Below are 19,588 nucleotides of genomic sequence, written 5' to 3' on the forward strand. Positions count from 1 at the left end.
TTAAGCCCTTCAGCGCCGATGGTACTTGGACCGCAGGGTCCTGGGAGAGTAGGACGTCGCCGAGCAACCATGCACAGCCCCTTGAGATTTCGATCTCGAGGGGCTGTTTTGTTAACTTTTATAGGTTGTCACTCAAGGAGGCGGTTCCGGGTGCGTCATCATCTTCCGCTACAGGCGCCGGTTGTCCAGCGGCTGCATGCGCTGGACCCGGCAGTGGAAGCGCTGGAAGCGCATCTGATGCGGCGCATGGCTCAGGGCGTGTCGACCTCTCGCCGCGAGGGCGAGCGCCAGCTTCTGATAGGCGGCTTGTCCGCCATGTATGCACAGCGTGGAATCGGATCGGTGCAGATGCTAAGCGAGCAGCTCGGCTGTAGCGTACGGACGTTGCACCGGCTGTTTCGCCAAGAGCTGGGCGTCTCCCCTAAGGCCGTCATGTGTATCCTTCGCTTCCAAAGCTTGCTGCGTGAGATGCATCGCGGCACACCGCTGGCGGAATCTTCCTGCTCGCATGGTTTTACGATCAGCCGCACATGATGCACCTCAAGCGCTATTACGGACTACCTCCGGGGCGTGTATTTCCAGTGCTGTTCAATCGGATGAAAATGCAATGAAAGCTTGTGGGGGAAAGCTTGACAGCCCCAAACCCCTCTGCTAATATTGCACTAATATGCATACGCGCCTGGTCGCTCGGCAACGCAGCGCCAGGCTGGACATGCCTGACCGAAGGCGGCGCAGCAGCGTCGATCCTCGGTCAGTTCTTTTACCATAAGGAGGAGGAAATCGGCTGTGTGGGAAAACAAATTCGCAAAGGAAGGACTAACCTTTGACGATGTATTGCTCGTACCGCGCAAATCGGAGACGCTGCCGCGAGAGGTGGACCTCTCTACGCGGCTCAGCGACGCGGTCAAGCTCAATGTACCGATTATCAGCGCGGGCATGGATACGGTCACGGAATCGGCGCTGGCCATTGCGATGGCGCGTGAGGGCGGCATCGGCATCATTCACAAAAACATGTCCATCGCAGAGCAGACGCAAGAGGTGGACCGGGTCAAGCGCTCGGAGAGCGGGGTCATCACGAATCCATTCTCGCTCACGCCGGAGCATCACGTCTACGACGCCGAGGAATTGATGGGCAAGTATCGAATCTCCGGCGTACCGGTGGTCGACGAGCAGGGCCATCTGGTCGGGATTATCACGAACCGGGACCTGCGCTTCGTCCATGATTACTCCATCAAGATTCACGAGGTCATGACGCATGAGCAGCTCGTGACTGCGCCGGTCGGCACGACGCTGCAGGAGGCGGAGGTGCTGCTCCAGAAGCACAAGATCGAGAAGCTGCCGCTGGTCGACGATCAGAACGTACTGAAAGGTCTCATTACCATCAAGGATATCGAAAAAGCGATCCAATTCCCGCGCGCGGCCAAGGACCGGCACGGTCGGCTGCTGTGCGGCGCCGCCGTCGGCATCTCCAAGGATACCTTCGATCGCACGGAGGCATTGGTGGAGGCCGGGATCGACGCGCTCGTTGTAGACTCGGCACACGGCCATCACCGCAACATTATCGAGACTGTGGCCAAGCTGCGCGGCCTGTATCCGGACCTGACGATCATCGCTGGCAACGTAGCCACCGGCGAAGCGACTCGCGATCTGATCGAGGCTGGCGCGTCGGTCGTCAAGGTCGGCATCGGCCCGGGCTCGATCTGCACCACCCGTGTCGTGGCGGGCATCGGTGTGCCGCAGATTACCGCCATCTACGATTGTGCCAGCGTGGCGATGGAATACAATGTCCCCGTCATCGGTGACGGAGGAATCAAATATTCCGGCGACATCACCAAGGCGATTGCCGCAGGCGCCAGCGCGATTATGATCGGCAGCTTGTTCGCTGGTACGGAGGAGAGCCCCGGGGAATCCGAGATCTATCAGGGTCGGCGCTTCAAGGTATATCGGGGCATGGGCTCGCTCGGCGCAATGAAGGAAGGCAGCAAGGACCGTTATTTCCAAGAGAACGAGAACAAGCTGGTGCCCGAAGGCATCGAGGGCCGCGTGCCGTACAAGGGGCCGCTTGCCGATACGCTCCATCAATTGATGGGCGGCTTGCGCGCAGGCATGGGCTACTGCGGAACGGACAGCATCGAGGCGCTCAAAAACGATACCCAATTCATTCGAATCACCGGCGCGGGACTGCGTGAGAGTCATCCGCACGACGTGCAGATCACGAAGGAAGCCCCCAACTACTCGCTGTAAGGGCAATCGCAGGCAGGTAGCCGGTGCGCAGCACCGCTGCCTGCCTGTTTTTTGATATCGGTCCCCGGTCTTTTTCGCTGGCCCTTGCGTTATGGTACAATGGTACACGTATGATATTTTCGGACGTAAGGGAGAGGAATGCTTTGGTATGGAGTCAGATGGCGAGAATAAGCAAGCCATCCATCGCCGCATTGTTGATCATCGGCGTCTTGCTGCTGACCGCAGGGACGGCGCTGGCTGCCGAGGAGACGCCAGGCGGGAACAATCCGCTCGGTCTGCAGGTCAAGTCTGCCTTTTTAATGGATGCCGAGACGGGACAAGTGCTCTATGACATGAATTCCGAGGAGGCGCTGCCGCCTGCCAGCATGTCCAAGATGATGACGGAATACATCGTCATGGAAGAGATTGCGGACGGCAATCTGAGCTGGGACGAGGTCATTACCGTGCAGCACAATGCGGCGACGACAACCAGGCAAGGCTCTCATGTATTTTTGGCACAGGGCGATCAGCACACGGTGGAGGAGCTGTTTATCGCCATGGCGGTGGGATCGGCCAATGACGCGTCGATTGCTTTGGCCGAGCATATCGAGGGCTCGGAAGAGGCCTTTGCTCGCCGAATGAACGAGACAGCCGAGGAGCTGGGGCTGGAAACGGCGCACTTTATTAATGCAACGGGATTGAACCGCGAAGACATGTCACCGGAGTACCAACCGCAATCGATCGGCGGGGAGACGATCATGTCGGCCAAGGATGCGGCCATGCTGGCCTATTACATTTTGGACACGCATGACGAGTTTCTCACGTATTCCAGCATACCCTCCTACAAATTTCGCGAGCGCGACAAGGATCCGATGATCAACTACAATTGGATGCTGGAGGGCAACAAGGACGTGCCGGCATTCGAGCCCTATGTCTATGAAGGACTGGACGGCATGAAGACAGGACATACGAGTGCGGCGAAATATTGCTTTACCGGCACGGCCGAGCGCGACGGCATGCGCTTGATTTCCGTGGTGATGGGGGCGCAATCGGAGCCGCAGCGCTTTTTGCAGACGGCCAAGCTGCTCGATTACGGCTTCACCAATTTTGAGACCAAGACGGTCGTCGCAGCCAAGTCGACGCTCGAGACGCTCGAGACCGTGCCGGTCAGCAAAGGCGTCCAAACCGAGGTGCCGATCGTGACCGAATCGGGCGTGAGCTTCCTGGTGGAGAAGGAAATCGAGCCGCAGATCGAGCTGCTGGAATCGACGGTCCAGTCGGCTGACGAGCTGGTGGCCCCGATTGCCACAGGCACCGTAGTTGGACAAGCGACGTATCAGTATACCGATTCGAGCGGCGCGACGCTCGAGCGGACGGTCAACCTGGTGACGAGCGAGGAAGTCAAAAAGGGGAGCTGGTGGCGTCTGATGTTCCGGGCGATCGGCGACTTTTTCTCCGGCCTCTTCAACGGGATTGTCGATCTGTTCTAAGCTGCGGCACTGTGGGGGAAGTGGTTGAGGATTGCGCGTCTATGCTGTAAAATAAACTGTTAGATTACAATTTCGGATGAATGAATCCTAGGAGGCAACGGTAAAGATGGAAACGGGAACTTCGCGCGTCAAGCGCGGCATGGCAGAGATGCAAAAAGGCGGCGTCATCATGGACGTCATGAGTGCGGAGCAAGCCAAAATCGCAGAAGCTGCGGGTGCAACGGCCGTAATGGCGCTGGAGCGCGTCCCATCGGACATTCGCGCAGCGGGCGGTGTCGCCCGGATGGCAGATCCGACAATCGTCGAAGAGGTCATGAAGGTCGTCTCCATCCCGGTCATGGCGAAGGCGCGGATCGGCCACTATGTCGAGGCGAAGGTGCTCGAATCGATGGGCGTGGACTATATCGACGAGAGCGAAGTGCTCACGCCGGCGGACGAAGTATTCCATATCGACAAGCACAATTTCACGGTGCCGTTCGTATGCGGAGCCAAGGACCTCGGCGAGGCGCTGCGCCGCATTCAGGAAGGGGCCTCGATGCTGCGCACCAAGGGCGAGCCGGGGACCGGCAATATCGTCGAAGCGGTGCGTCATCTGCGTCTGATCACGGGTCAAATCCGCAAGGTGCAGAATCTGTCCAAAGACGAGCTGTATCATGAAGCCAAGACGCTCGGTGTGCCTTACGAGCTGCTGGCCGAGGTCCACGAGGCGGGCAAGCTGCCGGTCGTCAACTTCGCCGCAGGCGGGGTAGCGACGCCTTCGGACGCAGCGCTCATGATGCATCTGGGAGCGGATGGCGTATTCGTCGGTTCGGGGATCTTCAAGTCCGACAGCCCGGAGAAATTCGCGCGCGCAATTGTCGAGGCGACGACGCATTATACCGATTACGAATTGATCACACGCGTGTCCAAAAATCTCGGCACGCCGATGAAGGGCATTGAGATCAGCAAGTTGACCGCACCGGAGCGTATGCAGGATCGCGGATTGTAAGCAAGATACAGAAGGAAGGGTATGTCGCATGAAAATCGGAGTCCTGGCGCTGCAAGGCGCCGTGGCTGAACATATACGAAGCATTCGGCAGGCCGGCGGCGAAGGCGTCGCGATCAAGCGTACGGACGAGCTGGCCGGTATCGACGGCATCATCGTCCCCGGCGGCGAGAGCACGACGATCGGTAAGCTAATGCGGCAGTATGGGTTTATTGAAGCGCTGCGCGCATTCGCGGCCGAGGGCAAGCCGATCTTCGGCACCTGCGCCGGCTTGATCGTCCTGGCGGAGCGTATCGAAGGTCAAGAGGACGGACATCTTCAGCTGATGAACATGACCGTAGCGCGCAATGCCTTTGGTCGGCAGCGCGAAAGCTTCGAGACTGCGCTGGATGTCGCCGGCGTCGAAGAGCCGGTGCGGGCGGTATTCATCCGTGCGCCGTTGATCACCTCCGTCGGCGAAGGCGTGGAGGTGCTGGCGACGTACAAGGGCGAGATCGTCATGGCTCGGCAGGGTAATCTGCTGGCGTGCTCGTATCATCCGGAACTGACGGACGACTATCGCATGCACACCTACTTCATTACGATGGCAGAGGAGGCGGCAGCCGTACGTTGAGCTGCTGCCGCATCTGGCCTTGAGAGGAGGCGCACGGTTCGTGCTGGATATCAAATGGCTGCGAAATGAATACGACAAAGTGGAGCAGGCGCTCGAGCGCCGGGGCGCCGCACTGGAAGGCCTGCGCGAATTCCCGAAGCTGGACGGCAAGTGGCGCGAGCTGCTGCAAGAGGTCGAGCAGCTCAAAAATCGGCGCAACACCGTGTCGCAGGAAGTGGCACGACTCAAAAAAAGCGGCGGCGACGCCGAAGCGCTGATTGTGGAGATGCGCGAGGTCGGCGACCGAATCAAGGCGCTGGACGAGGAGACGCGCACGGTGCAGGCGGAGATGGAGGAGCTGACGCGTACCATTCCGAACGTCCCGCACGAGAGCGTGCCGGTGGGCGCCTCCGAGGCGGATAACGTGGAGATCAGACGCGTCGGAGAACCGCCGCAATTCGAATTCGAGCCGCAGGCGCACTGGGACATCGCTTCACGCCTTGGCCTGCTTGATTTTGAGGCGGCCGCCAAGGTAACGGGCTCGCGCTTCGTCTTTTACCGCGGACTCGGGGCGCGGCTGGAACGGGCGCTGATCAGCTTCATGATGGACCTGCACAGCGACCGGCACGGCTACGAGGAGATCCTCCCGCCTTACCTGGTCAACCGCGGCAGTCTGATCGGCACCGGGCAACTGCCCAAGTTCGAAGAGGATCTGTTCAAGATTCAGAACAGCGAATATTACCTCATCCCGACCGCGGAGGTGCCGGTGACGAATCTGCATCGCGAGGAGATTGTCTCCGCCGAGGAACTCCCGAAGTATTACGTCGCGTATTCGTCCTGCTTCCGCTCGGAAGCCGGGTCGGCCGGACGTGATACGCGGGGCCTGATCCGTCAGCACCAGTTCAACAAGGTGGAGCTGGTGAAGCTGGTGCGCCCGGAGCAATCCTACGAAGAGCTGGAGACGCTCACTGCCCATGCGGAGACGGTCCTGCAGCTGCTCGGCTTGCCATATCGGGTGCTTGCGCTGTGTACCGGGGATATGGGCTTCGCCTCGGCCAAGACGTACGATCTGGAGGTATGGCTGCCGCAGAGCGGCATGTACCGCGAGATTTCCTCGTGCTCCAATTTCGAGGATTTCCAAGCGCGGCGCGCGGGCATTCGCTTCCGCCGCGACGCGAAGAGCAAGCCGGAATACGTGCATACGCTGAACGGCTCGGGACTGGCGATTGGCCGCACCGTCGCCGCAATTCTCGAGAATAACCAGCAAGCGGACGGCTCGGTACGGATTCCGGAGGCGCTGCGTCCATATATGGGCGGGCTGACGCACATCGGAGTCCGCTAGGTCGTGCATCTTGCTGATTGATAGCCATCCATAGGCTCGCCGGCAGTTGAATCCTGCCTGCGGCCTGTGGTACAATATATGGCGTGAACCTCTGTGGAGAGATACCGAAGCGGTCATAACGGGGCGGTCTTGAAAACCGTTAGGGTGCAAGCCCACGTGGGTTCGAATCCCACTCTCTCCGCCAAATTTTTAATTGTGCTACACGCGCCGTTTCATCTGGCATGCAGCAGTCCTCGGCTTTCGCCGAGGGCTTTTTGATTTTACTGCATGCATGGCGAGGATACGCCAGAGCGGCCGAAAGCCGTCCGCATACGTGCCGTCGACAACGACGCATAGATTGGCCCTCGCTGTCGCATGTTATGGAGGACGGAGGTGGAATCCCTATATGACAACTCATGATCGCCTGCGCATCGGCGGCGAAGCGCTCGTTGCCGCCTGGCAAGAAAGACTGCCGGAGCTGATGCCGCCGGGCGCGCGAGCCGAAGTGCTGCAAGATGGTGCGAATTCCCAGGTACTGCGCATCCATATTCAGGTTCCAGGACATCAGGCCTATACACTGGATTACAAGGTATCGTATGCAGACAGCCGGGAGATCCGCGCCGAGCTCGTCGATGTGGACAAGCATGGCCGGGCCGTGGACGTCGAGGACGGTCCGGTGCAAGAGCTGGTGCGCGATTACATGCGTGTACTGCACGAATGCGCGCAGGCGCTCCATTCGTTGACGCATGCATAGGTCATAATGAACGTGAGCCAAACTGAGGAAGGAGAAGACGAGATGGGAAAATCGCGCATGAAGCAGCCGGATGCGAACCTGCAGGGCGTGACGGATGATTTGCAGGCCGCGCCTGTCAACGCGCACCAGGCGCAGCAGATCCAGCAGGACAAGAACGACCGCCGTCATCAAGACGGCATCAATCATCGCAACCCTTCCGCGAAGGAGGAGACGCAGCGATGAGCAAGCCCAAATCACAGCCCGTGCCCGGATCGGCGCCGCAGGACAAGGCCGAGCGCCGACATCGCCATGACGTGGAAGCGACCCAAGCTCCGTTATCCGGAAGCAAAAAAACGAAGCAGGCCAACCATTCCCGGCAAAATCACGGGGAAGGCCATTAATTTAAATGAAACATTTCCAAATGTTTGAACGTATATAAAGACGGGTAACTCGTTATGTCGGGTTCCCGTCTTTCTTAATGAATTCTCATAATGTTATCCTGTTCTGCGGGGTGACTTTATATTAATATAGAAATGCTTGCTTGAAACGGGAAAGGGAGAGTGACTACATGTTTGGAAAAAGACGGATGCTGCTGCCGCTCATCGCGCTGATGATCGTGGTGATTGCCGCAGGCTGCAGCAACGGAAAAGCGCCTAAAGAAGCGGTGCAAAGCGCCCTTGAAAACTCGGTAGATATGAAATCGTACACGTTCAGTGCGGATATGCAGCTGACAGAGCTGGAGCTGCCGCCTTCGGCAATGGGCGGCGGGGATCAACAGGCCGCGGCGATGATCGACACGTTCAAGAACGCCAAGCTGAGCATGACCGGCGTCTACGAGGCCGATCCGATGCGCATGGAAATGGTTATGAATATTGAAGTGCCCGGGGACATGGCTTTCAGTCTGAACGTACCGTTCATCATGACGGAAGAAAAAATGTACGTCAAAATTCCGCAAACGCCGATGCTGCCGCTCGGTGAGCTGGCCGGTAAATTCGTGGAAGTCGATCTGCAGGAGCTGGCTGCCGAAGCGGGTACTGAGATGCCGACGCTGAATATGGACACGCAGCGCCAAATGTCTCAGGACATCCTTAATATTTTCGTAAAGCATTTTGACGAAGAGACGTATTTTACAGAGCTCAAGGAAGGCGACGTGACGCTTCCCGAAGGCGTGGATCCCGACCAGATCGTGAAATTTTCGGTCACGCAGGATAATTTTGACCAAATGGTCATGACGCTCGTTCAGAACGTCGCACCGGAAGTCATCGATCTGTTCAGAGACAATGCCGAGTATCGCGAAGCGCTGGCTCTGCAAGAATCCGACCTGGAAGAAGCGCAGGCAGAGCTGAACAGCCTCGAAGAGGGAGAGCTGCAGACGGAGCTCGACAAAATGAAAGAGAGCGTCACAATTAACGAGTTGTCGATGATCGGCGCCATTGCCGATGATTACATGGTGTACCAGCAGGTCAATGCGAATCTCGATGTCACGCAAGAAGGCGAGACGGCCAAAATCGGCCTGACCATAAACGGGCAATACGACAACATCAACGAAGATGTCGAATTCACGCAAGACATTCCGACGGATGCCATCCCGTTCGACGAGCTCGGCATGGGAACCGGCATGATGGCGCCGATGTAAGACAGCTTCCCGTTGCCGCATAAATGTGGTATACTGGAATCAAAGTTCATCAGGTGTGGAGATCTGGAGAAACCACGTCCCTGCCGCTGCCAAGCAGCGGCGGTGAGGCGTGGTTTTTTTGTGGCTTGAAATGACAGGCTAAAGCTAGCGGGACAACAAGGAGGCAAAACAAATGCAGCAAATGGATGCAGCGACCCGTGCCGAACGGCTGGAACGTATGGCGGGCGCGACCTATGATGTCCTGATCATCGGCGGCGGCATCACCGGGGCGGGCATCGCCCTGGATGCGGCCAGCCGGGGGATGCGGACCGCTGTGATCGAGATGCAGGATTTCGCGGCGGGCACCTCGAGCCGTTCCACCAAGCTGGTGCACGGCGGATTGCGGTATCTAAAGCAGCTGGAGGTCAAAATGGTGGCGGAGGTAGGCAAGGAGCGTGCGATCGTCTACGAGAACGGGCCGCATGTGACGACACCCGAATGGATGCTGCTGCCGCTGTACCAAGGCGGCACCTTTGGCCGCTTCAGCACGTCGCTCGGATTGCGGGCGTACGACTTCCTGGCAGGCGTGAAGCGGGCAGAGCGTCGCAGCATGCTGAGCGCGGAAGAGGCGCTGCGGCGCGAGCCGCTCTTGCGCAAGGAAGGTCTCCTGGGAGGCGGATATTACGTCGAATATCGGACCGACGACGCGCGGCTGACGATCGAGGTCCTCAAGGAAGCCGTCCGGCAAGGCGCCGACGCAATCAATTATGTCAAGGCCGAGCAGCTCCGCTACGATGCGCAGGGGAAGGTCTGCGGCGCGCAGGTACGCGACGTGCGGAGCGGGGCCGCACACGAGCTGCGGGCGGCCTGCGTCGTCAATGCCGCCGGCCCGTGGGTGGACCGGCTGCGCGAGCAGGACGGCTCGCGCAGCGGCAAGATGCTGCGGCTCACCAAGGGCGTTCACCTCGTTTTTGACGGTGGACGCTTCCCGCTGCGCCAGGCGGTCTATTTCGATACGCCGGATGGCCGCATGCTATTCGCAATCCCCAGAGCGGGCAAGACGTACGTCGGTACGACAGATACGCTTTACGAGGCCGATCCGGCGCATCCGCTCGTGACGGAGCAAGATCAGGACTATGTGCTGCGGGCGGCAGGTGCGATGTTCCCCGGGCTGGAGCTGCAGGCGGACGATGTCGAGTCGAGCTGGGCAGGCGTGCGCCCGCTGATCTACCAGGAGGGCAAGTCGCCGTCGGAGATCTCGCGTCGGGACGAGATTCTGACGGCCCCTTCCGGGCTGATCACCATCGCGGGCGGCAAGCTGACGGGCTACCGCAAGATGGCTGAGCATGTCACCGATCTCTTGGCGCAGCGGCTGCAGCAGGGAGGCCAAGGCACCTTCGGTGCGTGCCGCACCAAACGGATGCCGCTCTCGGGCGGAGATGTCGGCGGCGCCGCCAAGCTGCCGGAGCGGCTCGCGGAGTGGACCGAGGCCGGTGTCGCGCTCGGTCTGCCGCGTGCGGCAGCGGCTCGCTTGGCCCGCCGCTACGGATCGAATACGCCGATCGTCTATGCACAGCTGCCGCAGCAGCCACTGCCGGCGAGTCAGGCGCCTGGCGAGCTGCCCCCGGACTGGGCGGCTGAGCTGAGCTATGCCGTGCGCTGCGAAATGGCGGCGACGCCGCTTGATTTTTTCATGCGGCGCACCGGGGCGCTGCTGTTCGATATCGCGGCCGTGCATCGCTGGAAGGAAGCGGTGCTGCGTGTGATGACAGGGGCGCTGAGCTATACGGCGCGCGAAGAAAGGGAGCACCGTGCATCGCTTGAGCGCGCCCTGGAGGAGGCGGCCCACCCGGCTGCACTTGCAGAAGAAGGCTAGAGGTCGTGTATAATAGCGGGGGGTATGAAGCAAGGGCATGGAGGAGGAGAGCAGACCGGGCGCAAGTATTGCCTACAAGGCGACGGAGCTGTGCCTGCTCGCGCAGCAGCAAGCGCATCGCATTGCCGGCATTCAGCCGCAATGACTTGGCATCTGAGCGGAAAGATTGTATAATAAGTACCTGTATCCGCTACACGGCCCCGTAGCTCAGTAGATAGAACAACGGTTTCTTTAACTGCGGATTTCAATTTCTGTCGCGGCATGCTTCACTAAAGCAGGGAAAAACCTTACTGTTACTTTCCTGCTCTTGAAGGTCATGTGAGGCACTTGTTGACAATGTTGTCCTTCGGCTGTCATTAGGACAGCAACAGGACAACAACGATTGTGCAGAAACCGCTCTGTGGGTTGGAGCGGGCAACGCAATGCAATGCACCAGGTCTCAATCAACTTTTTTATAATCTTCACTTCCATGGCTCCGTAGCTCAACGGATAGAGCAACCCTCTCCTAAAGGGTAGATGTCAGTTCGATTCTGGCTGGGGCCGCCACTTTCCAAACACTTTAGAACCGCATATCTACGCGGTTCTTTTTAATTTGACTTCACTGGACAGTAGTGTTGAAATTGAAAATCCAATTACATAGACGCCACCCCGTTTGACAACTCCGGCACCCAAAAAGAAGGCGTCGCGTTGACCTACCAAGGCACATTCGGGTACGCCCCGATTTTTGCGTATCTGGGACAAGAAGGGTACGGGGTGAACCTGGAGCTGCGTGTCCGGATGGATTCGGCGCATGACAGCTGGAGAACCTGCAGGTGTGCCACGCCGCGCCTGGCAGATTCGACTGCTGACAACAATCCGCCTTGCGGGCTGCTTCACGAAGCTCCCTCCCGGTACGCTTTCGGTGTCATGCCCGTAGCGTTCTTGAACAATTTGGTGAAGTACCTCGGACTTTCGTAACCGATCATCTGACAGATGTCATGCACCTTTAATGTCGGATTCAGCAGCAGCTCCTTTGCCACATTCATCCGCACCACCGTCAGATATTCTACGAAGTTTAAGCCGGCCTTTTCCTTGAACAAGCGGCTCAGATAGATCGGATGCAAATAAAATACGTTGGAGAGCGAGTTCAGCGTAATATTCTCCGCATAATGCTCCTGAATATACCGCTTTATATTCGCGATAACGTCCCCGGATTCCGCGTCGTCCCGAGCCGACATTTCGACCACAAGCTTCGTCAGCCACTCCCCCACCCGCTCTCTGGCAACAGCCGGATGCGGAGCAAGCAGCAGATCATGAATAAGTGATTGAAACGTCGCATCTCCGACGAGGCTTGCCCCGCGTATGTTCTGCCAATGCTGATTAAGCACCATGGCGACCTGGATGCAGAACGATTGCACCTCTGCCATGCCTGAGCCGTCCCGGGCACTTATCGCATCCATCTCTCCAAGAATATAGTCCGTCAGGTCGTCCCTCTGCGGAAGGGAAGCGAGCATGCGCAGCAAATCCATGCTGAACGTCTCGTCCAATTGCTGCTCGAAGATAGGACGAGCTTCAATCTCGCCGTAGATGGCCGGGCGGTCAGAGCCGATCATCACCATATAATGCAGCGCCTGGCCAGCTTCCCGATAAGCCTCATGGATATGCTCCATCCCCCTGTGACGGTTGCTGACACCGATCATCCCTTCCGTCTGAAAGCGCTCAAGCTGCCGCTCCAGTCCGGCGATGAACGGCGCCGAGGATGCGCACTCATCGAAGAAGACAAGGAAGGCCAATTCGTATAGCTCATTATTGAACGGATACGCCCGCTCACAGCCTTCGATAGGCGGCAAGGACGACAACATGCCCTCCATCCAATACGACTTGAACGCCTCGACCGCACTGCTTCGAGAGATCGCCGTCCGGAACCGCAAACGAATAACGCCAAATTCACGACTCGACAAGCAAGGCTCCAGCAGCGAAGCGTTATTGACAACAGGAGCTCCTTTGTTGCCCTTGGCCAAATGATTCAACAGAAAATTGATCTTCATCTGCTTGTATTCCCGCCGTTCGGATACTTCAATCCGCTCCATCTCCAGTCTGGGGAGGAAGGAAGCCAGCAGTCGTTTTAATTCACCGAAGTTGACCGGCTTCGTCAGGAAATCGGCGGCTCCTAGCCGAAGCGCCTGCCGCGCGTATTCAAATTCTCCGTAACCGCTTAACACAATCGCGATGATGTCCGGATATTCCTCCCGAATCAACTCCAGCAGCTCCAACCCGCTCCGAGCCGGCATGCGGATATCGGTAATAACCAGATCGACAGGCCGCCGCTCCAGGCAGGCGATTGCCTGATCGACGGAATTGGCAACCGCCGCCACCTGATAGCCGCAGCCTTCCCAGTCCAGGAACCGGCGCAGCCCGTTGCAAACAATCTCCTCGTCATCCACCAATAAAACCTGATAATACATGCCCTTGCGCTCCCTCTCATGAACGGCGTCCATGCTGACGCCCGCTTATTGTACCGCTGGCGGAGATCCCGACGCCGGTATGCTCACCGTTATCGCCGTCCCGCCCGCCGGGCTGCTCGATATCGACAGCCCGTAACGATCTCCGTACGAAAGCTTGAGCCGCCGATTGACATTATCTAGCGCTATCCCTTGAGCGGGCGGCTCATCGCCGTCCAGTATGCGACGAATATCGGTCAACGTCTCCTCGTCCATCCCCATGCCGTTATCCTCAATTCGAATCCTGATTTCATCGCCGTCCCTTCTGCCTTCAATCCGGATGACCGCCTGGGAGACATCCTCGTCGAACGCATGCTGAACGGCATTCTCCATCAAGGGCTGAAGCGTAAACTTCGGCATCCGATAAGCGTCGGGATCAAAATCCATATGGATATGAAGCGCAATCTGATCCCGGTGGCGGAAATTGATGACACCGATATACGTCTCGGCATAATTCAATTCGCTTCGAACGGTAACCGTGTCTTCACCAGTCGTGATCGACATGCGCATCAGCCGGCAGAAATCATCGATCATTCGACTGACCGTGCTTTCGCCATCTGCTTCATACAGAGCTTCCCAGCGTATAATATCGAGCGTATTATACAGGAAATGCGGATTGATCTGCATTTGCAGTGCGTTCAGCTCGGCCTGGGACTTGCTTAATTGCAGCGACTTCTCTCGTATTTCGGCAATATAGATTTGATCGACCAGTTGCTTGGTATTGACAGTCATATCCACGAATTGCTCGCCCAGCACCGTAAGCTCGTCCCGCCCGGAAGGCTTGTAATTGACGCTGAAGTGATCTTTCGCGAACGTCCGCATCGCCTTCATCAGCTTCTGCAGCGGCCTGGATATGCTGATCGTCGTCCAATACAGCACCAGCAACGATACAAGTATGAGGCCCGCAACCAGGGTCAAACATAAATTGCGAATACGATAGGCCTGGCCAAGCAGCTTGTCCCGGTCAACCACATGCACAACCGACAGATCCGTATACGGCACTTGCTTGTAGACAAGGAATACGTTCACTTGATTGAGACGGCCGCTATAGCTCCCTTCTGTCGCTTGTCCCAGCACCTGATCAATGCTGCGCAGCTCGGACAGATGGGGCGCTGACAGATCCGAATGAATGCCCTTGATGACGCCGTTCTTGCCGAACAGGAACGTGTTGCCGCTTCCATAGAAGGCGTAAGAGCGAAGCGATTCCGTCAAATATTCGATTTGGAGATTGATGACCAGCACGCCCAGAAATTTGCGCGTATCCGTATTGTAGATAGCCTGAGTCATCGTGATGCTTTCGGAAACGCCGAACAGCGCGGTCGGGCTCTTATAGAAGATGTCGTTCTCATTGCTTGTGTCGAACCAGACCGGATAACCGTGTTGAGCAATCGCCGCCTTGTAATATTCGCTGGCGCGGAACCGTTCCGGGTCCCGGATATAACCGCCCCGACGATTGCCATATTCATCCCGCATAAAAAATTGATGGTCGGGCGTAATGACCTCCATCATCAGAATATTCTCATTATGAATGGCAATCTCCAGTAGCCGATGACCAATTACGGCTTCATGGGCAACGAAAGCCTCGGAGTCGGAGGGAAGTGTAGCGCTGCCTTCGATACCGGCAATGACATTGGCATCCGTGTAAAACAGGATGGCCAGTCGCTCGATCAGACTGAATTTGTCCTGGATCTGCACATTGACGTTTTGCACCAGCAAGGAGAGGAAGCTCTCCATATTCTTCTCGATCTCATTGACATATTTGCTGTACGTAAACAACGTAATGAAGACCGTAGGCACCAGCACCAGCACCAGGAATGCTGCGATCAATCGCTGAAAGATCGTAATGCTGCGCAACAGCCTAATAATGCCGTTGGAGAAACGAACGAATAGATGGCCGAGCAGCTTGATCATCCTGTAACCCCACCCCGCCGTTTATAACTTGTAGCCTAACTGTAGCATGGTTTGAAGAATGGGGAAAGAGAACTGCGCCCGGCAGTTCTCTCTCGTCTCCTTTCCTTATTCCGTTGCCTTGGCGTTGAAGTTGTCCAACGCTTCGGACGCCGCCAGCTTCTGCGCCGCCTCGAATTCCTTGGTCGGGTCGGCGTTCGGATCGGTCAGAATCTTCTGGACCGCCCGATCTACATATATGCCGAAATCGGCTTTGCCATAGAACTCCAGTCTGCCAACCGTATTCACTTGATTCAGAACGTCGGAGTATTCTTCCGGGAACTTGTAGTAATCGGCGTAAGCGATATCGTCGCGCGGCGACACGAGCGGATTCGACGCGCCCTTGCTTGCTTTGTTCTCGGCGCTGCCGATCAGGCTCGCCCGTGAATGATAGAACTTGAGATATTCCCAGGCCGCGTCCTTCTTCGCCTGCGTCGTCTTCGCGTTAATGACCCATGCCCCGCCGGCAATAGCCGTAGCCCTGGAGCCCGAAGGTCCGGCGGGCGGCAGCATCAATCCGAGATCGTCCGGATTCATGCCCTTGGATACCGCCATCGACACCCAATCTCCCGCGAACGGCATCATGCCGATTTTGCCTTGCGCGAATTGGTCGACCAGATCGTCGAACTTCAACGTCAGATCGGATTGCATCACCTTCTCGGAGCGAAGCTTCTTGTAAAATTCGGCCGCCTTGATCACCGCCGGATCGGTGAAGGTCAGCTCCGCGGTCCCGTCGGCATTCATCTTCGTCAGATCGCCGCCGGCTTGCCATACATAATATTGGAAGAACCATTCGGTCCATTCAGCGGCCAATGTGGCGTAGCCGGCAATTTGGCTGGATGGATTATTGATTTTTTTGGCGACCTCGATCGCATCATTCCAGGTTTGCGGGAGCTCCGTTATACCGGCATCGGCGAAGAGCGCTTTGTTATAGCCGAACAGCATCGGCGCAATCGTGCCCGGCAAGCCCAGAATCTGTCCGTCCTTCGTGAACATATCCGCATATTCCTTCGTATAATGACCCCACTCATCCCATTGCGATACATAAGAGTTCAGCGGCTCCAGAATGCCCGCCTTCATATATTTGTCCATCATGGCGAAGGATACGCCGACCAGATCCGGCGCGTTGCCCGCGGCGACTGCCTGATAGAACGCATTGCCGGGATCTCCTTCCTTGACTACCTTGTTCAAAGTAATGTGCGGATGCGCTTTCAGGAACGACTCTTCGAACTGGATGGTCCAATCGTCGCGCTCCCGACCGTTATCCCATAGTGTGAGCGTAACCGGATCTTTCTTGTCGGTTGGCGCCGATGTCGCTTCCTTCGGTGCCGCTGTTGGACTGGCGGATGCGCCGTTGTCGTCAGGCGTATTGCCATTGTTAGCGCCGCATCCGCTTAACACCGCTATCCCAAGCAGCAAAGCCAGCGTTGTACGCCCCTTTTTTTTGTTGAACATTTGGACAGACCTCCTCATTATGATGAGCATGCAAACCGGAGTTCGCGATGAACAATTCTAATTATATCGGAATTCAATCGAATGCATGGGTCACAAAATCAAGGGAGAATGGACGCGTTTTTAACTTTTGGTAACGCTTACTCCAAACTTCCCCCCTCAACAAATTTACATTGTAAGCGATTCAAAAAGTTGAATTTGCATCCCCTACAATGTCAATAATGTGCGTTTCTACCTCTCGCCCGATTTGTTAGTCTCGAATAAACAGTCATCATATTGGAGGTTATACGGAATGAATCAACCGCTTCAGGCGCGCATCCATACCAGAGGGTACAGCTTGCAAAGAAAGCTTGCGCCTTGGCTGCTGCTCGCACCGCCGATCCTGCTGACGGCATGGCTGAAATATTATCTCATTATTAAAGCCTTCTATATGTCCTTGTTCGACTACAATGCAATTGAAGCGCCCGGCCCGTTCGTCGGCTTCGCTAACTATGCCCGAATGTTTTCTACCCAATATTATTGGGACGCCTGGAGCAACACGTTTGTGTTCTTGTTCCTGACCCTGATTATGACCTTCCTGATCCCGATTGTGCAAGCGCTGTTCCTGAACGAGTTGATTCGATTGCGTCACGTTTTCACGACTCTGTATATCGTACCGGCGCTTATTCCGACCGCTGTCAACATGATTATCTGGAAGTGGATCTGGCATCCCGACTATGGTGTCGCCAATCGCATTCTACTCTTCTTCGGCGGACAGCCGCAGGCGTGGCTGAGCGACCCCGATTTCACCAAATTTTGTATTGTCTTCCCGGGCGTTCTGGGCGGCGGATTGTCCGTCCTGCTCTATTTATCAGCCATACAGGGCATATCCAGGGAGATGATAGAATCGTCTCAACTAGACGGCTGTACAGGGTGGCGACGAATTGTTCATATTATTTTGCCTAATATTCGCTTCCTTATCTTCATTCAGCTTGTGATGGCCGTCATTCTGACCATGCAGCTGCTGGACGCTCCGTATATGTATACGGCAGGCGGGCCAAGCGGCGCATCTACCACGATGGGCGTCTATATCTACAATACGTTCCAGCAAGACTTTAATTATGGACGAGGCTCATCGGCCTCCATCGTCCTGCTCTGCGTCATCGCCGTCATGTCGGCCGTGCAGATGAAGCTGGATCGGTCGCAAAAGAACTAGAAAGGGGTACACCTCATGTCAAACAAATCCGGCAAAATAAAGTCGCCAACGGCCGACCGGATCCTGAAAATAACCGCCTACTCCTTTACGGTGCTGTTCTCGTTGCTGCTCCTGTATCCACTGTTATACACGATCAGCAATTCGGTCAAGGACCATGTCAGAATATACGATGTGCCTCCCAAGACGATACCCGAGGCGGCTCGAAGCCTGTCCATTGTGCTGGACTATTCGGAGCTGGGAGCAATGGACGATCGGGAGCTGCTGGATTTGGCGCAGCGGGACAACATTTTAGCCATGTTCTCGACACTGGCGGAATATCCGCGCGACTCCCTATTCGAAATCAAGACGTTCGGGGTCAAGGAGGGCAAGACGATCTTCTATTCTCGCGCACACAAGATGAAGCTGGAGCTTCTGCGCGACTTCGGCGTATACAGAGGTTCCGTGGTGAAAGCGGATGTGTTGCTGCACGGCGATCGTTACGTCAGAGCTAGCGATGCGATCGGCTATGAATTTGATTCGGTCGGCCTGCCCCGCCAACCGGAAGCCTCGCCGGCACGGGACGAATTCGATTCGAGGCTGACCGCCTTGTTTGCCGACAAATACAAGCTGGAGGGCTTCTTCTCCCATAGCACTCTGAACACCAACAATGTGTTGCTGCTCGAGAACTACTGGTATTACTTTCAGCTGCCGTCTTACGTCTATTCCAACAACGAGTTGATTGCGCAGTACAGCTTCCTGACATTCGTATTCAATACGCTGCTCGTGATTGGCTGGGCGATCGTTACTCAAGTCGTCTTATGCTCTCTGTCGGCTTTCGTTATTTCACGTCTCCTGGATCGCAAAGCCGGCAATGCCGTATTGCTGTATTTCCTGGGAGCGATGATGATTCCGTTCGCCTCCATCATGCTTCCACAGCTCGTCATGTACAAGGAAATCGGGTTCTATGACAATTATGGGGCGCTGCTGCTGCCGTTTCTGTACCCGTTCGGCTTCTTCGTCTATTTGTTCAAAGGTTTTTTCGACCAGATTCCGAGCGATTATTTCGAGGCGGCCCGGATGGACGGCGCGTCCAATCTGTATCTGTTCGCCAAAATATGTATGCCGCTGTCGAAGCCGATTATTACGCTGATTGTGCTTCAGACGTTCATCGGGAACTGGAACGACTTCTTCTGGGCCTGGCTGGTGACGGAGAAGCAGCATCTGTGGACGATCAACGTCGCCTTGTACAGCTTGTCCATTAACGGCAGCACCAAACAAAACTTTATTCTGGGCCTCTCCGTGCTGATGACCTTGCCGGTCATTCTCATGACCGTGATCAGCTCCCGGCAGCTGAAGCAAAGCGTGATGGGCTCCGGTGTGAAAGGATGATTAGAATGGCAGCCGCAACCATTGATTTACCCGTCGACAAGAAGGGACCTGCGGTCCATGTGCGCGACTTCGGCGCACAGCCGGACCGGGCCAACATCTGTCATGCAGAGCCGTTCCGGCAAGCGCTCCGTCGCTGCCGGGAGCTCGGAGCCTCCAGACAGATCATTCCTCCCGGCGTCTATTATTTCCACGAGGAGCCCGCTTCTGGCGCTTATCTCGATCTGGACGGGTTCGAGGATTTCACCATTGAAGGGAACGGAGCGGAGCTGCTGTTTGGCCAGGCACGCCCCTACATCCGCATCCGCAACAGC

General features: G+C 56.6%; 16 protein-coding genes, 2 tRNA genes and 1 pseudogene. 16 read left to right on the plus strand and 3 right to left on the minus strand.

Annotation, left to right across the window (positions count from 1 at the left end):
* Positions 1-150 precede the first annotated feature (150 nt).
* The 14 genes and pseudogenes from IDH44_RS27130 to IDH44_RS26470 all read left to right on the plus strand — a co-directional run.
* Positions 151-534 carry a helix-turn-helix domain-containing protein gene (locus tag IDH44_RS27130; RefSeq protein WP_190917102.1) on the plus strand — a complete coding sequence of 128 codons (384 nt, stop codon included), beginning with the start codon at positions 151-153 and terminating at the stop codon, positions 532-534.
* A gap of 252 nt (positions 535-786) precedes the next feature.
* Positions 787-2,244, plus strand: a complete 1,458-nt coding sequence (guaB, locus tag IDH44_RS09690) for an IMP dehydrogenase (RefSeq protein ID WP_190917104.1) — start codon at positions 787-789, stop codon at positions 2,242-2,244.
* A 143-nt stretch (positions 2,245-2,387) separates the two neighbouring features.
* Positions 2,388-3,713 carry a D-alanyl-D-alanine carboxypeptidase family protein gene (locus IDH44_RS09695; protein ID WP_223869532.1) on the plus strand — a complete coding sequence of 442 codons (1,326 nt, stop codon included), beginning with the start codon at positions 2,388-2,390 and terminating at the stop codon, positions 3,711-3,713.
* Between the two features lie 106 nt (positions 3,714-3,819).
* Positions 3,820-4,701, plus strand: coding sequence for a pyridoxal 5'-phosphate synthase lyase subunit PdxS (pdxS, locus tag IDH44_RS09700; protein ID WP_190917106.1), 882 nt, complete (start codon positions 3,820-3,822; stop codon positions 4,699-4,701).
* Positions 4,702-4,729: 28 nt separating this feature from the next.
* Entirely contained in the window at positions 4,730-5,311 is a 582-nt protein-coding gene (gene pdxT, locus IDH44_RS09705; protein WP_190917108.1) for a pyridoxal 5'-phosphate synthase glutaminase subunit PdxT, read from the plus strand.
* 40 nt (positions 5,312-5,351) lie between these two features.
* Complete coding sequence (gene serS / locus IDH44_RS09710; protein WP_190917110.1) at positions 5,352-6,632, plus strand: serine--tRNA ligase; 1,281 nt, start codon at positions 5,352-5,354, stop codon at positions 6,630-6,632.
* A 95-nt stretch (positions 6,633-6,727) separates the two neighbouring features.
* A tRNA-Ser gene (locus IDH44_RS09715) sits at positions 6,728-6,816 on the plus strand.
* Between the two features lie 201 nt (positions 6,817-7,017).
* The gene (locus tag IDH44_RS09720) at positions 7,018-7,365 is read left to right on the plus strand and encodes a hypothetical protein (protein WP_190917112.1); all 348 of its coding nucleotides are present in this window, start codon (positions 7,018-7,020) and stop codon (positions 7,363-7,365) included.
* A 42-nt stretch (positions 7,366-7,407) separates the two neighbouring features.
* Positions 7,408-7,587 (plus strand): hypothetical protein, encoded by a 180-nt coding sequence (locus tag IDH44_RS09725; RefSeq protein ID WP_190917114.1) that lies wholly within the window; start codon positions 7,408-7,410, stop codon positions 7,585-7,587.
* The gene (locus IDH44_RS09730) at positions 7,584-7,745 is read left to right on the plus strand and encodes a small acid-soluble spore protein P (protein WP_190917115.1); all 162 of its coding nucleotides are present in this window, start codon (positions 7,584-7,586) and stop codon (positions 7,743-7,745) included. The genes IDH44_RS09725 and IDH44_RS09730 overlap by 4 nt, the downstream gene beginning before the upstream one ends.
* 167 nt (positions 7,746-7,912) lie before the next feature.
* Complete coding sequence (locus tag IDH44_RS09735; RefSeq protein ID WP_190917116.1) at positions 7,913-8,980, plus strand: hypothetical protein; 1,068 nt, start codon at positions 7,913-7,915, stop codon at positions 8,978-8,980.
* Positions 8,981-9,152: 172 nt separating this feature from the next.
* Positions 9,153-10,835, plus strand: coding sequence for a glycerol-3-phosphate dehydrogenase/oxidase (locus IDH44_RS09740; RefSeq protein ID WP_317890151.1), 1,683 nt, complete (start codon positions 9,153-9,155; stop codon positions 10,833-10,835).
* Positions 10,836-11,306: 471 nt separating this feature from the next.
* Positions 11,307-11,381, plus strand: a tRNA-Arg gene (locus IDH44_RS09745).
* 90 nt (positions 11,382-11,471) lie between these two features.
* Positions 11,472-11,606: pseudogene (locus IDH44_RS26470) on the plus strand (IS1380 family transposase); the annotation flags it as partial.
* Positions 11,607-11,707: 101 nt separating this feature from the next.
* Here IDH44_RS26470 and IDH44_RS09750 read toward each other — a convergent pair.
* The 3 genes from IDH44_RS09750 to IDH44_RS09760 form a co-directional block, all read right to left on the minus strand.
* Positions 11,708-13,279, minus strand: coding sequence for a response regulator (locus IDH44_RS09750; protein ID WP_190917118.1), 1,572 nt, complete (start codon positions 13,277-13,279; stop codon positions 11,708-11,710).
* Positions 13,280-13,324: 45 nt separating this feature from the next.
* On the minus strand, positions 13,325-15,226 hold the full coding sequence (locus IDH44_RS09755) for a cache domain-containing sensor histidine kinase (RefSeq protein ID WP_190917119.1): 1,902 nt from the start codon (positions 15,224-15,226) through the stop codon (positions 13,325-13,327).
* Between the two features lie 105 nt (positions 15,227-15,331).
* Positions 15,332-16,717, minus strand: a complete 1,386-nt coding sequence (locus IDH44_RS09760; protein ID WP_190917120.1) for an extracellular solute-binding protein — start codon at positions 16,715-16,717, stop codon at positions 15,332-15,334.
* A 289-nt stretch (positions 16,718-17,006) separates the two neighbouring features.
* Between IDH44_RS09760 and IDH44_RS09765 the strand changes: the two genes are divergently transcribed.
* Both IDH44_RS09765 and IDH44_RS09770 read left to right on the plus strand, forming a co-directional pair.
* Entirely contained in the window at positions 17,007-17,909 is a 903-nt protein-coding gene (locus IDH44_RS09765) for a carbohydrate ABC transporter permease (RefSeq protein WP_190917122.1), read from the plus strand.
* A 15-nt stretch (positions 17,910-17,924) separates the two neighbouring features.
* A complete protein-coding gene (locus IDH44_RS09770; protein ID WP_190917123.1) occupies positions 17,925-19,277 on the plus strand; it encodes a carbohydrate ABC transporter permease in 1,353 nt (450 codons plus the stop codon).
* Positions 19,278-19,588: the final 311 nt, after the last annotated feature.

The sequence above is a fragment of the Paenibacillus sabuli genome (assembly GCF_014705605.1).
GTDB lineage: Bacteria > Bacillota > Bacilli > Paenibacillales > Paenibacillaceae > Paenibacillus_D > Paenibacillus_D sabuli.

Coding starts and splice junctions, on each gene's coding strand:
- pdxS (WP_190917106.1), top strand. CDS start 3,820: ATGGAAACGGGAACTTCGCGCGTCAAGCGCGGCATGGCAGAGATGCAA.
- pdxT (WP_190917108.1), top strand. CDS start 4,730: ATGAAAATCGGAGTCCTGGCGCTGCAAGGCGCCGTGGCTGAACATATA.
- IDH44_RS09720 (WP_190917112.1), top strand. CDS start 7,018: ATGACAACTCATGATCGCCTGCGCATCGGCGGCGAAGCGCTCGTTGCC.
- IDH44_RS09725 (WP_190917114.1), top strand. CDS start 7,408: ATGGGAAAATCGCGCATGAAGCAGCCGGATGCGAACCTGCAGGGCGTG.
- IDH44_RS09730 (WP_190917115.1), top strand. CDS start 7,584: ATGAGCAAGCCCAAATCACAGCCCGTGCCCGGATCGGCGCCGCAGGAC.
- IDH44_RS09735 (WP_190917116.1), top strand. CDS start 7,913: ATGTTTGGAAAAAGACGGATGCTGCTGCCGCTCATCGCGCTGATGATC.
- IDH44_RS09740 (WP_317890151.1), top strand. CDS start 9,153: ATGCAGCAAATGGATGCAGCGACCCGTGCCGAACGGCTGGAACGTATG.
- IDH44_RS09750 (WP_190917118.1), bottom strand. CDS start 13,279: ATGTATTATCAGGTTTTATTGGTGGATGACGAGGAGATTGTTTGCAAC.
- IDH44_RS09755 (WP_190917119.1), bottom strand. CDS start 15,226: ATGATCAAGCTGCTCGGCCATCTATTCGTTCGTTTCTCCAACGGCATT.
- IDH44_RS09760 (WP_190917120.1), bottom strand. CDS start 16,717: ATGTTCAACAAAAAAAAGGGGCGTACAACGCTGGCTTTGCTGCTTGGG.
- IDH44_RS09765 (WP_190917122.1), top strand. CDS start 17,007: ATGAATCAACCGCTTCAGGCGCGCATCCATACCAGAGGGTACAGCTTG.
- IDH44_RS09770 (WP_190917123.1), top strand. CDS start 17,925: ATGTCAAACAAATCCGGCAAAATAAAGTCGCCAACGGCCGACCGGATC.